Below are 14,890 nucleotides of genomic sequence, written 5' to 3'. Positions count from 1 at the left end.
ACCCCGGGAGGCCCTCGCCGTGCACCTCGCCCCGACCGCACCGCAGCTCCGGCTGCGCGCCGAGCTCCGCGCGTACTTCGCCGCGCTCATGCCCGACGGCCCCCCGGACCCCCGCGACCCCGACGCCCCCGAGACCCAGCGCCGGCTGCTGCGCCGCATCGGTGCCGACGGGCTGCTCGGGCTCGGCTGGCCGGAGGAGTACGGCGGGCGGGGCCGCGGGCCCGACGAGCAGTTCGTCTTCTTCGACGAGGCGTACCGCGCCGGCGCGCCCGTCTCGATGGTCACGCTCAACACCGTCGGGCCGACGCTGATGAAGTACGGCAGCGAGCGGCAGAAGGAGTTCTTCCTCCCCCGCATCCTGCGCGGCGAGCTCGTCTTCGCCATCGGCTACAGCGAGCCCGAGGCCGGCACCGACCTCGCCTCCCTCCGGACCAGGGCCGTCCGCGACGGCGACGGCGACCGTGACGACTGGCTGATCGACGGGCAGAAGATCTTCACCTCCAACGCCCAGCACGCCGACTGGATCTGGCTCGCCTGCCGCACCGACCCCGACGCCGCCCCGCACCGCGGCATCTCGATCGTCCTCGTCCCCACCGACGCCCCCGGCTTCTCCTGGACGCCGATCGACACCGTCGGCGGACAGACGACGACCGCCACGTACTACGACGCCGTCCGCGTCCCCGCCGGCAACCTCGTCGGACCGGAGAACGGCGGCTGGACGCTCATCACCAACCAGCTCAACCACGAGCGCGTCGCCCTCGCCGCCATCGGCATGCAGGCCGAGGACTTCTACGCCGCCGCCCTCGCCGCCGCCCGCACCCCCGACCCCGTCACCGGCCGCCGCCGCATCGACGAGCCCTGGGTGCGGGCCCGGGCCGCCGAGGCGCACGCCCGGCTCGCCGCCACCCGGCTGCTCAACTGGCGGCTCGTCGGCGAGGTCGGCGCGGGCCGGCTGCTGCCGGGGGACGCGAGCGGGGTGAAGTTCGCGGGCACCGAGTCCGCGGTGGAGGTGTACCGGATCTGCCAGGAGATCGCCGACGACGCCGGACTCGTCCGCGCCGGCTCCCCCGGCACGTTCGGCGACGGCGCGCTGGAGCGGATGAACCGCGCCGCCCAGATCAACACCTTCGGCGGCGGCGTCAGCGAGGTCCAGCGCGAGCTGGTCGCCACCATGCGGCTGGGGATGCGGACGAGGGGGCGGCGATGAGCGGGACGACGACGAGCGACCACGGCAGCCACGACCACGGCAGCCACAACCACGGCAGCCACAACCACCACGAAGACCCGCTCCACGACCGGCTCAAGAGCTACGAAGGCCGGGCCAACACCACCGCCGGGCGCGGCAAGGACCCCGTCAACGAGCCCATGATCCGGCACTGGTGCGAGGCCATGGGCGACGCCCACCCCGCGTACACCGGTCCGGACGCCGTCGCGCCGCCGACCATGCTGCAGGCGTGGACGATGGGCGGCCTGTCCGGGCACGCCGACGGCCCGGCCTCCGCGTACGACGAGATGTCCGCCCTGCTCGACGCGGCGGGCTGCACCTCGATCGTCGCGACCGACTGCGAGCAGGAGTACCTGCGCCCGCTGCGCCCCGGGGACGTGATCACCTTCGACTCGGTGATCGAGTCCGTGTCGCCGCGCAAGACGACCAGGCTCGGCACCGGGTACTTCGTCACGACCCGCATGGACGTCCGGGCCGGCGGCGAACTCGCCGGCACCCACCGCTTCCGGGTGCTCAAGTACGCCCCCGCGGCCCGGAAGCCGAAGGAGGAGCAGAAGCCCCCACTCCGCCCGCGGCCCGTGATCAACCGCGACAACGCCGGCTTCTGGGAGGGCGTCGCCGCCCACCGGCTCCTGATCCAGCGCTGCACCGCCTGCGCCACCCTCCGTTTCCCCTGGCTGCCCGGCTGCAACGCCTGCGGCGGCCAGGAGTGGGACACCGTCGAGGCGAGCGGCGACGGCTTCGTCCACTCGTACGTCGTCATGCACCACCCCCCGTTCCCCGCCTTCGACCCGCCCTACGCGGTCGGGCTGATCGAGCTGGCGGAGGGCGTGCGGATGATCAGCAACGTGGTCGGGGTGCCGTACGACAAGGTGCGGATCGGGATGCCGGTGCGGCTGGAATTCCGCCGGTGCGACGAGGAGTTGGAGCTCCCGGTGTTCCGGGCGCTGCCGGGGACCGAGGGGTGACCATGGACTTCACGCCCAGCGAGGAGCAGACCGCGGCCCGCGAGCTGGCCGCGCGGATCTTCGGCGACCTCGCCACGCACGAACGGCTCGCCGCCGCCGGCACCGGCACGGACGCCGAGCTGTGGAAAGCGCTGTGCGCGGCCGGACTGCCCGCCGCGGTCGAGGAGTTGGGGCTGCTGGGCCTCGTGCTGATGCTGGAGGAGCAGGGCCGGACCACCGCGCAGACGCCGTTCGCGGCGAGTGCCGTGTACGGCATCCTCGCCGTCGCCCGGCACGGCACCGACGAACAGCGCGCCCGGCTGCTGCCCGCGCTGCGCGACGGTTCGGCGATCGCGACCGGCGCCTTCCCCGTACCCGTGGACTTCCGGGGCGCCCGGCTCACCGGGGAGGTCCCGTGGGCGCCGTGGCTGCGGGACGCCACCCACGTCCTCGTACCCGACGAGGAGCGCCGTCTGTGGCTCGTCCGCACCTCCGACGCCGTCGTCGAGCCCGTCGAGCTCACCGCCCCCTGGTCGGCCGGCCGGCTGCTCCTGGACAGCGCGCCCGGCGAACGGCTCGGCGAGGGGCCGGGGGCGTACGAGGACATGCTCGCCGTGGCCCGTGTCGCCTTCGCCGGACTCCAGGCGGGCGTCTGCGCGGGCGCCCTCGCCCGGGCGGTCGACCACGTCAACCGGCGCGAGCAGTTCGGGCGGCCGCTGGCCACCCGGCAGGGCGTCCAACTCCGGGCCGCCGACGCGTACATGGACACGGAGGCGATCCGGGTCACCGCGTACGAGGCGGCCTGGCGGTACGACGAGGGGCTGCCGTGCGCCGAGCAGGCGCTGACGGCGGCGTGGTGGGCGTCCGAGGCGGGCACGCGGGTCGTGCACGCCGGTCAGCACCTCCACGGCGGCGCGGGCGCGGACCTCGACCACCCCGTGCACCGGCACTTCCTGTGGGGCCGGCAGCTCGACGCGTACCTCGGCCGCGGGGCCGAACTGCTCCAGGAACTGGGTGAGTTGCTGGCGAATGACGACCGTCCCACGACCGCGATCGGAGAGTCCGCATGAAGCCCGGCGACGAGTCGAAGCCCGGAGACGAGTTGAAGCCAGGAGACGAGTTGAAGCCAGGAGACGAGCTGCCGCCCCTCGTCCTCCCCGTCACCCGCACCCTGATCGTCGCCGGTGCGATCGCCTCCCGCGACTACCAGGACGTGCACCACGACGCCGAACTGGCCCGCGAGAAGGGCTCCCCGGACATCTTCATGAACATCCTGACCACCAACGGCCTGGTCGGCCGGTACGTCACCGACTGCCTCGGCCCCCGCGCCGTGCTCCTCAAGGTGGCGATCCGGCTCGGCGCGCCCAACCACCCCGGCGACACGATGACGCTGACCGGCACGGTCACCGAGGCCGACGGGGACACCCTCCGGGTACGGGTCGTCGGCGCGAACCGGCTCGGGAACCACGTCACCGGCACCGTCACCGTGGAGGTCCCGCGATGAGCCTGCGGCGCGGGGACACCCTCGGCGGGCGGGCGGCGATCGCCGGCATCGGCGCCACCGAGTTCTCCAAGGACTCCGGGCGCAGCGAGCTCAAGCTCGCCGTGGAGGCCGTGCACGCGGCCCTGGACGACGCCGGGCTCACCCCCGCCGACGTCGACGGCCTGGTCACCTTCACCATGGACACCAGCCCCGAGATCACCGTCGCGCAGGCGGCCGGCATCGGCGAGCTGTCCTTCTTCTCCCGCATCCACTACGGCGGTGGCGCCGCCTGCGCCACGGTCCAGCAGGCCGCCCTCGCCGTGGCGACCGGGATCGCGGACGTCGTCGTCTGTTACCGGGCCTTCAACGAGCGCTCCGGGCGCCGCTTCGGCTCCGGCGTGCAGCGGCGGGAGCCGTCCGCCGAGGGCGCGGCGCTCGGCTGGCAGCTGCCGTACGGGCTGCTGACGCCCGCGTCGTGGGTGGCGATGGCCGCGCAGCGGTACCTGCACGCGTACGGGCTGACGCCGGAGGCGTTCGGGCACGTGGCGGTGACGGACCGGCGGCACGCGGCGACCAACCCGGCCGCGTACTTCCACGGCAAGCCGATCACGCTCGCCGACCACGCGGCCTCGCGCTGGATCGTCGAACCGCTGCGGCTGCTCGACTGCTGCCAGGAGACCGACGGCGGCCAGGCGCTGGTCGTCACCTCCGTCGAGCGGGCCCGCGACCTGCCGCAGCCGCCGGCCGTCGTGGTGGCGGCGGCGCAAGGGGCCGGGCGCAACCAGGAGGCGATGACCAGCTTCTACCGCGACGGGCTGACCGGGCTGCCGGAGACGGCCGTGGTGGCGCGGCAGCTGTGGCGGACGTCGGGGCTGGCGCCCTCCGACATCGACGTCGGCATCCTGTACGACCACTTCACGCCGTTCGTGCTGATGCAGCTGGAGGAGTTCGGCTTCTGCGGCCCGGGCGAGGCGGCGGACTTCGTCGCGGCGGACGCACTGCCGCTGAACACGCACGGCGGGCAGCTGGGGGAGGCGTACCTGCACGGCATGAACGGCATCGCGGAGGCGGTCCGCCAGGTGCGCGGCACCTCGGTGAACCAGGTCCCGGGCGCGGCCCGCACCCTGGTGACGGCGGGAACCGGAGTCCCGACGTCCGGGCTCGTCCTGGGGGCGGACGGGACGTGACGCGGCGGGGCGGCGGGAGCCTCGTACGGCGGCGGGTCCGGCGTCCGCCGCGGCGGCGGATCCGGGTCCGACCCCGACGACCCTGATCCGGCCCTCCACCTTCAGGAGGTCCGGCCGTCCCCACCCCTACAACCTGAGGCGGATCAGGGTTCGGGACCTGGGGCCGATCCCCGGGTACGGCACCCGCTCCTAGCGTGGAGGCATGACTCCGCGACCCGGTCCCGTCTGCGCCGGGGCCTCCAAGCCGAAGCCCACGCCCGCCGCCGGACCCTCGGCCTACGCCTCGTTCTCGTCGTACGTACGGGCCCGGGGACCCGTGCTGCTGCGCACCGCCCGCTCGCTCACCGCGAACCCGAGCGACGCGGAGGACCTGCTGCAGACCGCGCTCGCCAAGACGTTCGTGGCCTGGGAGCGCATCGAGGACCACCGCGCCCTGGACGGCTACGTCCGCCGCGCCCTGGTGAACACCCGCACCTCGCAGTGGCGCAAGCGCAAGGTCGACGAGTTCGCCTGCGACGACCTGCCGGAGCCGCTCGGGCTGCCCCAGCCGGACCCGGCCGAGCAGCAGGTGCTGCACGACGCGATGTGGCGCGCGGTGATGAAGCTCCCCGACCGGCAGCGGGCGATGGTCGTCCTCAGGTACTACGAGGATCTCAGCGAGGCGCAGACGGCCGAGGTGCTCGGGGTGTCCGTCGGCACGGTGAAGAGCGCCGTCTCGCGGGCGCTGGGCAAGCTCCGCGAGGACCCGGAGCTGACGCCGGTCCGCTGACGCGCCCCGCGGCCGCCGCAGCGCACTCGGCCAGCGATCACTGGCACTTTCTTATTTTCCCTACTCCCGGGTAGTGACATACCGCGCGGTATGTGCGCAGAATCTGCACACCGTTCCAGGCCACGTAGCGCCCACCGGGAGGACGCCGTGCTGAGCACCATGCAGGACATACCGCTGACCGTGACCCGTATCCTCCATCACGGGATGACGATCCACGGGAAGTCCACGATCACCACGTGGACCGGCGAGCCCGAGCCGCAGCGCCGCACCTTCGCCGAGGCCGGCACCCGCGCCACGCAGCTGGCGAACGCCCTGCGCGACGAGCTCGGGGTCCAGGACGACGACCGCGTGGCGACCCTGATGTGGAACAACGCCGAGCACGTGGAGGCGTACTTCGCCATCCCGTCGATGGGCGCGGTCCTGCACACCCTGAACCTCCGCCTCCCCGTCGAGCAGCTGGTCTTCATCGTCAACCACGCCGCCGACAAGGTCGTCCTCGTCAACGGCTCCCTGCTGCCGCTGCTCGCGCCGCTCCTGCCGCACCTGCCGACCGTCGAGCACATCGTCGTCTCCGGCCCCGGCGACCGCTCCGTCCTCGACGGCGCGACGGCCCGCGTGCACGAGTACGAGGAACTGATCGCCGGCCGCCCGACCACGTACGACTGGCCGGAGCTGGACGAACGCCGCGCCGCGGCCATGTGTTACACCTCCGGCACCACCGGCGACCCCAAGGGCGTCGTCTACTCGCACCGCTCGATCTACCTGCACTCGATGCAGGTCAACATGACCGAGTCGATGGGCCTGACGGACAAGGACACGACCCTCGTCGTCGTCCCGCAGTTCCACGTCAACGCCTGGGGCCTGCCGCACGCCACCTTCATGACCGGCATCAGCATGCTGATGCCCGACCGCTTCCTGCAGCCCGCCCCGCTCGCCGAGATGATCGAGCGCGAGCAGCCCAGCCACGCCGCCGCCGTGCCCACCATCTGGCAGGGCCTGCTCGCCGAGGTCACCGCCCACGGCCGCGACATCTCCTGCATGAAGACCGTCACCATCGGCGGCGCGGCCTGCCCGCCGTCCCTGATGGAGGCGTACGACAAGCTCGGCGTCCGGGTCGTCCACGCCTGGGGCATGACGGAGACCTCCCCGCTCGGCTCCGTCGGCCACCCGCCGGCCGGCCTCACCCCCGAGGAGGAATGGCCGTACCGCGTCTCGCAGGGCCGCTTCCCGGCCGGTGTCGAGCCCCGGCTCGTCGGCCCCGACGGCTCCGTGCTGCCCTGGGACGGCACGTCCGCCGGCGAGCTGGAGGTGCGCGGCAACTGGATCGCGGGCGCGTACTACGGCGGCATCACCGGCGAACCGCTCGTCCCGGACGACAAGTTCAGCCCCGACGGCTGGCTGCGCACCGGTGACGTCGGCGTGATCAGCCCGGACGGCTACCTCACGCTCACCGACCGGGCCAAGGACGTCATCAAGTCCGGCGGGGAGTGGATCTCCAGCGTCGAGCTGGAGAACGCGCTGATGGCCCACCCGGAGGTCGCCGAGGCGGCGGTCGTCGCGGTCCCGGACGACAAGTGGGGCGAGCGCCCCCTGGCGACCGTCGTGCTCAAGGAGGGGGCGACGGCCGACTACCAGACGCTGCGGACGTTCCTCGGCGAGAGCATCGCCAAGTGGCAGCTGCCGGAGCGCTGGGCGCTGATCCCGGCGGTGCCGAAGACGAGCGTCGGCAAGTTCGACAAGAAGGTGATCCGGAAGCAGTACGCCGACGGGGAGCTGGACGTCACGACGCTGTAAGGCGGGCGTACGGAAGGGGGGTTCACCGCGCGATGCGGTGAACCCCCCTTCTCGTTGCGCTCAGTTCGTGCTTGCGCTCGGTTCGTCGCGCTCAGTTCGTGCCGATCTTCGCCAGCAGGTCGACGATCCGGGCCTGGACCTCGTCGCTGGTGGAGCGCTCCGCCAGGAAGAGCACGGTCTCGCCGGAGGACAGCTTCGGCAGCTCCTCCTCGTCGAGCCCGGCGGAGGTGTAGACGACCAGCGGGGTGCGGTTCAACTGGCCGTTGGCGCGCAGCCAGTCGATGATCCCGGCGCGCCGCCGGCGCACCTGCATCAGGTCCATGACCACGAGGTTCGGCCGGGTCTGCGTCGCCAGCGCGACCGCGTCGGTGTCCGCGGCGGCCCGCGCCACCTGCATCCCGCGCCGTTCGAGCGTCGCGGTCAGCGCGTTCGCGATGTCGTCCTGCTCCTCGATGAGCAGCACGCGCGACGGGTGCTGCTCGCTGTCGCGCGGCGCCAGCGCCTTGAGCAGGACGGCGGGGTCGGCGCCGTACGCGGCCTCCCGCGTCGCCTGCCCGAGCCCGGCCGCCAGCAGCACCGGGACCTCGGCCGCGACGGCCGCCTGACGCAGCGACTGGAGCGCGGTACGCGTGATGGGGCCGGTCAGCGGGTCGACGAACAGCGCGGCCGGGAAGGCGGCGATCTGTGCGTCGACCTCCTCGCGGGAGTGCACGATCACCGGCCGGTAGCCGCGGTCGCTCAGCGCCTGCTGGGTGGCCACGTCCGGCGCGGGCCAGACGAGCAGTCGGCGCGGGTTGTCGAGCGGCTCCGGCGGCAGCTCGTCGTCGACGGGCAGCGGGGCCGGCTGGTTGGCGATCTCGACCGCGCCGCCGGGGCCGTCGAGCGGCTCGGGGCCCTCGTCGGCGTCCTGGTCGGGCGCCCCTATGGCGTACGAGCGGCCCTCCCCGGGCGCGGCCGGCTTCGGCGGCGGCACGGGCTGCGGGGCGGCCGGGGTCTGCGGCTGGGGCTGTGCCTTGGCCTTTGCGGCGGGGGCCGGGGGCTCGGCGGCGGGCAGCGGCAGGGGACGGTCGTCCGCGGGCGGCGTCGCCAGCTTGCGGCGGCGGCCGGAACCGTTCTGCTGCGTGGCGATCTGCTGCGCGAACGGCACGCCCTGGCCGAGGGTGCGCACGCTGAACGCCCGCCCCTGGGTGGTCTCGCCGGTCGGCGCCTCCGCGGGGAGCGGCTGCGCGGCGCGGGAGGCCGGGGTCGGAGTCGGGGCCTGGGCCGGCATGGGCAGCGCGGGCGGCAGCGGTACGGAACCGGTGCCGCTTTCTTGCGCGGCGGCCGCGCGGCGTCGGCCGGTGGGCAGCGGGTGCGGCTGCGGCGGGGTGTGGTCCTCGTCGGGCTCGTCGCGCGCGGCGTCGTGCCGCCCCTCGTCGCCGGCGTCCTGCTGCCGGTCCGCGTCGGCGGGCGGCAGCGCGAACGGCGCCCGCGGCTCCTCGCCTTCGGCCGCCGCCGCCCCGCCGAGCGCCCGGCGCCGCCGACCGCCGGGGCGGGCGGGGTCGGTGCCGTGGGGCGGGGTGGTGTCGACGGGGGCGGGACCGGCTTCGGGGGCCGCGGGAGCCTGAGCGGCCGCGGGCACGAGGCCGACGGGGGTCATGGCCGCGCCCTCGGGGACGCCGTTGGCGCCGGCCGGTGCCGGTGCGCCGTCGGCGCCCATGGGCACGAGGCCGGGAGGCATCCCCGCGGCGGGCGGGTTCGGCACGCCGGCGGCGGGCGTCGCGGGTCCGCCCTGGGACGTCGTACCGGGGGCGACGGGGGCAACGGGGGTCGGGGCGGCCTGGATGCCCGGGGGCACCGGGCCCGTGGGTGCCGACGGGGCGGCCGGGGCCGGGAGGGCCATGGCCTCGGGGCCGCCCTGCGGACCCGCAGGCGTCAGCCGGACGCCCCGGCTCGGTACGCCGGTTGCCGGCGTCACGACGGCCGGTCCGCCCGGCATCCCGGGAGCGGCCGCGACCGGCATGCCGGTCGCCGGGGTCGCGGGAACCGGCATGCCGGTCGCCGGGGTCGCGGGAACCGGCATGTCGGGCGCCGGGGTCGCGGGAACCGGCATGCCGGCCGCCGGCGTGGCGTCCGCACTCTCCGGTCCGCTCGCGGCGTTCCCGGTGTTCATGCCGCTCGCCGCGGGCAGGGCGGCGGGGCCGGGCTCGTTCGACGGGCCGGCGGGCGGGAGGGCCGGCATGGCTTCCGGGGCCGCGCGGCGGGCGCGACGGCCGGAACGCGTCGCGGGGACCGCCGCGGCGTCCGCCGGGACGCCCTGCGGCGGTACGGCAGCGCCGAGCGCGGGCCGCCCCTGGGCGCCCTCCGCCGCCGTCACCACGGCGCCCTCGGCCGGCCGGCCGCGCCGACGGCCCGTGGGCTCGACCGCGCCCGCGTTCTGGGCCGGGATCAGTTCGGCGGCCGCGGGCGCCTCCTCCGTACGGCCACGGCGACGCCCGCTCGGCTCGGCGGCGGGACCGTCCTCCGGGGCCATCGGGCTCTCCAGGAACGCGTCGGTGGACGACCGCCGGGCGCGCCGCCGTCCGCCACCGGTGGTCTCGCCGTTCTGCTGCGCGGGCAGCGCGGGAGCGGCGACGGGCTCCTCGACGGAGGCGGGCGCGGGCTCGGGCGTCACCGTGCCGCGCCCGGCGCCGATCGGCACCTCGAGCACGTACGCGCTGCCGCTCATCCCCGGCAGCTCGTGGGTCTGCAGCACACCGCCGTGGGCGGCCACGATCCCGCGGACGACGGGCTGGTGCACGGCGTCGCCCCCGGCGGACGGGCCGCGCACCTCGATGCGTACGACGTCGCCGCGCTGCGCCGCCGCGACCACGAGGGTCGAGTCGACGTAGCCGCCGCCCGGGGCCGGGGTGACGGTGGACTTGCCGGTCGCGTCGACGCCGGCGACGTCCGCGACGAGATGCGCGAGCGCGGTGATCAGACGCGGCGCGTCCACCTCCGCCTCGATCGGAGGCGCGTGCACGGCGAACTGGGCCCGGCCGGGGCCGATCAGCTCGACCGCGCCGTCGATGCCGGCGGTCACGACGCCGTCGAGCATGACCGGCGCCTTGGCCAGCGCGTCGGAGCCGCCGGCCAGCCGCTGGTACCCGAGGACGTTGTCGACGAGGGTGGTCATCCGCCCGTAGCCCGCGGCGAGATGGTGCAGCAGCTGGTTGGCCTCGGGCCAGAGCTGACCGGCGTCGTCCGCGGCCAGCCCGGAGAGCTCGGCGCGCAGTTCGTCCAGCGGGCCGCGCAGCGACCGGTCGAGGAGGGCGGCGAGCTGTTCGTGCCGGGCGGCCAGCTCCGTGTGCCGCTGCTCCAGCTCGTCCAGCCGCTCCTGCCGCTCGGCCAGCTCCCCGGCCGCCCGCTCCTCGCGCTCGGCGAGCTCGGCGGCGTGCCGCTCGTCCCGCTCGCTCAGCTCGGCGGCGTGCCGCTCCTCGCGCGCGGTGAGTTCGGCGGCGCGCTCTTCCTCCATCTGCTCGTACGGGCGCCGGTCGGTGAAGGTCATGACCGCGCCGACGAGCTGGTCGCCGTCGCGGACGGGCGCGGTGGTGAGGTCGACGGGGACCTTCGAGCCGTCCTTCGCCCACAGCACCTGGCCGCGGACCCGGTGCTTGCGGCCGGACCGGAGCGTGTCGGCGAGCGGCGACTCGGCGTACGGGAACGGTTCGCCGTCCGGCCGCGAGTGCAGGATCAGCGGGTGCAGCTCCTTGCCGCCGAGGTCGCCGGCGCGGAAGCCGAGTATCTGGGCGGCGGCCGGGTTGACGAGGACGACCCGGCCGTCGGTGTCGGTGCCGACGACGCCCTCGGACGCGGCGCGCAGGATCATCTCGGTCTGCCGCTGCGAGCGGGCCAGTTCGGCCTCGGTGTCGACGGTGCCGGTGAGATCGCGGACGACGAGCATCAGCAGCTCGTCGCCGGTGTAGGAGGAGTGCGAGTCGTACGCCTCGCGGCCGTCCTCCAGGCTCGCGCTGGTCACCTCGACGGGGAACTCGCTGCCGTCGGTGCGGCGCGCGATCATCCGGGCGGGCTTGGTCCGGCCGCGGTCGTCGGCGGCGTCGGGGCGGCGCATGGAGCCGGGGATGAGCCGCGAGTCGAACTCGGGCAGCAGATCGAGCAGGCCGCGGCCGACGAGGGCGGTGCCGGGGGACTCGAAGAGGCCGAGCGCGATGGTGTTGGCGTTGACGACCGTGCCGTTGCAGTTGACCAGCACGAGGCCGTCGGGGAGGGCGTCGAGTATGGCTGCGAGGCGAGCAGCGCCTCGGGATGGCCTGCTGCTCACGACGACGGTTCCTCCCTGACCACTGCCTTGCCCTTGGCGACGGGCGGGGCCTCATCTTGCCCCGCGGACCTCAACCTGTCACTGCAGGAGTCTAAAGGCTGAGACGAAGGCCGCGGCGGCGGATGCGGGGGAGCACTGTGCAGGATTGTGTGCGACGGCGTACGGCACGGTCACACGACGCGCAGGTGGGGACGGGCGCGGGGCCCGTGGGGGCTCACCGGCGCACGCTGGGCAGCACGGGCTCCAGGTTCCGCCACCGCTCGATCTCGCAGCCGTTCGTCCGGTCGAAGCGCGCGTCGACGCTGCGGCCCTGCCAGGTGCCGGTGACCCGGGCGACGGCCGGGCCGCCGTGCTGCATGGTGCACATGCGGTCGGAGGCGGTCGCGGCGAACGGGTCCTTCCCGGCGCGGGCGAGCTGCCCGAGGCGGGTGCAGGCGTGCTCGGCGGCGGGGTGGTTGCCGCCGGTCGGCCCGGCGGTACCGCACTCCAGCTCGAAGGTCCCGTTGGCGGCGCGCTCGGCGCTGCCGTTGACGACGACGGTGAGGCGGTCGGGGGCGGAGGACAGCAGCGGCAGCGGCGGCAGGCCGTCCAGCACGGGAAGCGCGCCGGCGGCGGGCGCGGCGGAGAGGGCGAGGGCGGCGGTGGCCGTGGTGAGGGCGAGACGGCGCAGCATGCGAACTCCCGAAAGGTACGAAGGGTGGAGCGAGGCGGTACGAGAGGGGCGAGAGGGGGAGGACCGACGGAGGACCGACCCCCCCTGCTCTAACGCTCCGCACGCCCGTTCGTTGCGCAAGCGCAGGGCTTTGCCCTGCGGCCGGGCGGCCTAGTACGGTGGGAACCGATTGGTGACACCCGGCTCGGCTGTGTCATCATCTGCACGCACCACCCGCGCCCGCGCGGGGCGTGAAGGAGGCGTCGCCTAGTCCGGTCTATGGCGCCGCACTGCTAATGCGGTTTGGGCCTTAAAGCCCATCGAGGGTTCAAATCCCTCCGCCTCCGCTCTCCGACTCAGGGAGTTCGGCCCCACAGGGCCGAACTCCCTGAGTCGTTTCCGGAGGATCGAGGAGACGATGGCGAGCGAGTCCTGGGCAGGGCTTCACCGTGACCTGTCGGAGGCGAAGGCACGGGTGTACGACCCGAGCGGCTTCACCTGCTCACGACCGGTACCGGAACCGGAGAGCACCGAGTACGCGGCGCACGGCTTCACGCTCGACGGGCTCTCGGTCCGGTTCCGTGTCGCGAAGACCACCCCGAGGAAGGCCGGCCAGTTCGTCACCCTGTGGCAGCGGTCGGAGGAAGGGCCGATCCGGCCCTTCGACGCCGATGACGGGCTGGACCTCTGCGTCGTCAGCAGCCGCGACGGCGGCCGCTTCGGGCAGTTCGTCCTCCCGCGCGAGGAGCTGTGCGAGCGCGGGATCGTCTCCCGGCACGGCTCCGGCGGCAAGCGGGGGTTCCGCGTCTACCCGCCGTGGGCGACCACGACGAGCCGCCAGGCGCACAGCACCCAGGCGTGGCAGCTGAACTGGTTCCTGGACCTCGGGGAGGACGGCCCCGCCGACCTGGCGCGAGCCCGGGCCCTCCACCACCCGCAAGCCCCATGCTGAGCACGTTTGAGCAGGTCACAAGGGGTGCGCCTAATGGATTTCACATGGCGGCGGCAGTCATGTAATGTTCTTCCTGTCGCCGCGAGCGGGCCGAAAGGCCGGGGAGCGAAGACAACAACAGAACAAGCACTCGTAGCTTAACGGATAGAGCATCTGACTACGGATCAGAAGGTTGCAGGTTCGAATCCTGCCGAGTGCACACAGACGAGAGGCCCGGACGAGAGTCCGGGCCTCTCGCGTTTCCCGGGGCCACGTGCCGGTGATGCCACATCACCGGCCTGGCACGATGCCGGGCATGGATCACGCCTTGAAGACGCTGGAGCAGGAGTTCCGCTCGGAACCCGGGAGTTTCCTGCTGGGGCTGCGGAGTGACCTCGTCTGGGACCGGGAGGGGTTCTCCAGGCTGGAGAAGGCCATGCGCGCCGTGTGCGAACGGATGCAGGACACGGAGCAGCTTCCGCGGTGGCTGGCGGAGGGGTACTACCACGTGGCGACCGACGTTCCCTCGTTCACGGCCCATCCGCGCTTTCCGAGGCCGGAGCCCGAGGACTACTACGTTGCGTGCATCGAGCGGTTGACGGACCTGGCGGACTGGTTCTTCCGGGGCGAGCACCTGTACCTGGAGCCGCACGTCTGGACGGATCTGTAGGGCGTACGGCAGGGAGGTGAGTTCGGGTGTGGCGGTGTGTCGGGGTGCGGTGGGCGGACGCCGGGGCTCTGTTGCGGTGGGAAGGGGGCGCCGTTTCGGGGTTGCAGTACGGGCGGGAGCTCGGGTTTCGGGCCGTGGGCGTGCGGGGGTGTGTCGGGGCTCGCGGGAATCGGTGTCCCGTCGGGGCCGTCGTCCCCGGGGCCTCCACCGGCGGGCGGTGCCCCGAGTGCGCGCGGCTCGACCGGGCGCGTTCCGTGGCCGCGGACACCCTCGTCGACGATCCGCGGATCTATCGGGTGTACCTCGCCTGGTTCGGGCCCGGACTGGTCAAGGTGGGGATCACCGCGGAGGAGCGGGGGGACGCCCGGCTGCTCGAGCAGGGGGCCGTGGTCTTCTGCTGGCTGGGGCGGGGGGCGCTCATGGCCGCGCGGCGGACCGAGGAGGTCCTGCGGCGTGCCCTTGCCGTGCCGGATCGCGTGCCGTACGCGCGCAAGCGCGCCGTGCGGCACGCGCTGCCGCCGGCCGAGGCGCGCGCACGCGAGGTCGAGGAGCTGTACCGGCGGGTCGTCGCCGTGCCCCGGTGGGCCGAGACGCTCGAGGTGGTGGAGTTCGCCGCGTACGACCAGGGGGATGTCTTCGGGCTCGACGGGTTGCCCGCCCCGTCCGGGAGCGTTGCCGAGCTCGTCGACGGGGGTGTCGTCGCCGGGCGGCTGATCGCCGCGGCCGGGCCCGATCTGCATCTGCTCGGCGTCGACGGGCGGTGTCTCGTACTGGACACCCGGCTGCTCAGCGGATGGGAACTCGTCGCCGCTCCTGCCGGTGCCGCCGTCACCGTGCCCGTGCTGCGGGCCGCCGTGGGGGAGCAGGACGGGTTGTTCTGAGGGCCGGCGCCGGGGGGTGGGTAAAGGCTTGGATCCCTTTGGCCCGCTTCC

At 74.2% G+C, this 14,890-nt stretch carries 12 protein-coding genes and 2 tRNA genes; 12 read left to right on the top strand and 2 right to left on the bottom strand.

Features of this window, described 5'->3' with window-relative positions; all coding sequences use genetic code 11:
* Positions 1–19 precede the first annotated feature (19 nt).
* The 7 genes from ABZO31_RS16175 to ABZO31_RS16145 all read left to right on the top strand — a co-directional run bounded on the left by ABZO31_RS16175 (position 20) and on the right by ABZO31_RS16145 (position 7,405).
* Positions 20–1,207 carry an acyl-CoA dehydrogenase family protein gene (locus ABZO31_RS16175; RefSeq protein WP_406861926.1) on the top strand — a complete coding sequence of 396 codons (1,188 nt, stop codon included), beginning with the start codon at positions 20–22 and terminating at the stop codon, positions 1,205–1,207.
* On the top strand, positions 1,204–2,193 hold the full coding sequence (locus tag ABZO31_RS16170; protein ID WP_406861925.1) for a bifunctional MaoC family dehydratase N-terminal/OB-fold nucleic acid binding domain-containing protein: 990 nt from the start codon (positions 1,204–1,206) through the stop codon (positions 2,191–2,193). Before ABZO31_RS16175 ends, ABZO31_RS16170 begins: the two co-directional genes overlap by 4 nt.
* A gap of 2 nt (positions 2,194–2,195) precedes the next feature.
* Positions 2,196–3,242 carry an acyl-CoA dehydrogenase family protein gene (locus tag ABZO31_RS16165; RefSeq protein WP_406861924.1) on the top strand — a complete coding sequence of 349 codons (1,047 nt, stop codon included), beginning with the start codon at positions 2,196–2,198 and terminating at the stop codon, positions 3,240–3,242.
* 50 nt (positions 3,243–3,292) lie between these two features.
* Positions 3,293–3,676 (top strand): MaoC family dehydratase, encoded by a 384-nt coding sequence (locus ABZO31_RS16160; RefSeq protein ID WP_406861923.1) that lies wholly within the window; start codon positions 3,293–3,295, stop codon positions 3,674–3,676.
* Complete coding sequence (locus tag ABZO31_RS16155; protein ID WP_406861922.1) at positions 3,673–4,842, top strand: lipid-transfer protein; 1,170 nt, start codon at positions 3,673–3,675, stop codon at positions 4,840–4,842. The genes ABZO31_RS16160 and ABZO31_RS16155 overlap by 4 nt, the downstream gene beginning before the upstream one ends.
* Before the next feature lie 202 nt (positions 4,843–5,044).
* On the top strand, positions 5,045–5,611 hold the full coding sequence (locus ABZO31_RS16150; protein WP_406861921.1) for a SigE family RNA polymerase sigma factor: 567 nt from the start codon (positions 5,045–5,047) through the stop codon (positions 5,609–5,611).
* A gap of 147 nt (positions 5,612–5,758) precedes the next feature.
* Positions 5,759–7,405, top strand: coding sequence for a long-chain fatty acid--CoA ligase (locus tag ABZO31_RS16145; RefSeq protein ID WP_406861920.1), 1,647 nt, complete (start codon positions 5,759–5,761; stop codon positions 7,403–7,405).
* Between the two features lie 91 nt (positions 7,406–7,496).
* Here ABZO31_RS16145 and ABZO31_RS16140 read toward each other — a convergent pair whose 3' ends face one another.
* Positions 7,497–11,705, bottom strand: a complete 4,209-nt coding sequence (locus ABZO31_RS16140; RefSeq protein WP_406861919.1) for a PAS domain-containing protein — start codon at positions 11,703–11,705, stop codon at positions 7,497–7,499.
* 214 nt (positions 11,706–11,919) lie between these two features.
* Positions 11,920–12,378, bottom strand: coding sequence for an SSI family serine proteinase inhibitor (locus ABZO31_RS16135; RefSeq protein ID WP_406861918.1), 459 nt, complete (start codon positions 12,376–12,378; stop codon positions 11,920–11,922).
* A 235-nt stretch (positions 12,379–12,613) separates the two neighbouring features.
* On the opposite strand from ABZO31_RS16135, the gene ABZO31_RS16130 reads away from it, so the two are divergent.
* The 5 genes from ABZO31_RS16130 to ABZO31_RS16110 all read left to right on the top strand — a co-directional run bounded on the left by ABZO31_RS16130 (position 12,614) and on the right by ABZO31_RS16110 (position 14,839).
* Positions 12,614–12,704, top strand: a tRNA-Ser gene (locus tag ABZO31_RS16130).
* A 71-nt stretch (positions 12,705–12,775) separates the two neighbouring features.
* Complete coding sequence (locus ABZO31_RS16125; protein WP_406861917.1) at positions 12,776–13,309, top strand: MepB family protein; 534 nt, start codon at positions 12,776–12,778, stop codon at positions 13,307–13,309.
* A gap of 126 nt (positions 13,310–13,435) precedes the next feature.
* A tRNA-Arg gene (locus ABZO31_RS16120) sits at positions 13,436–13,508 on the top strand.
* A 96-nt stretch (positions 13,509–13,604) separates the two neighbouring features.
* Entirely contained in the window at positions 13,605–13,958 is a 354-nt protein-coding gene (locus tag ABZO31_RS16115) for a hypothetical protein (RefSeq protein WP_406861916.1), read from the top strand.
* Between the two features lie 26 nt (positions 13,959–13,984).
* Positions 13,985–14,839, top strand: coding sequence for a DUF2797 domain-containing protein (locus tag ABZO31_RS16110; RefSeq protein WP_406861915.1), 855 nt, complete (start codon positions 13,985–13,987; stop codon positions 14,837–14,839).
* The last annotated feature ends 51 nt before the right edge of the window (positions 14,840–14,890 follow it).

The organism is Streptomyces solicamelliae (assembly GCF_045348655.1).
Taxonomy (GTDB): domain Bacteria; phylum Actinomycetota; class Actinomycetes; order Streptomycetales; family Streptomycetaceae; genus Streptomyces; species Streptomyces solicamelliae.
The sequence above is the reverse complement of the archived record's forward strand: the minus strand, read 5'-3'. Positions and strand labels throughout refer to the sequence as shown.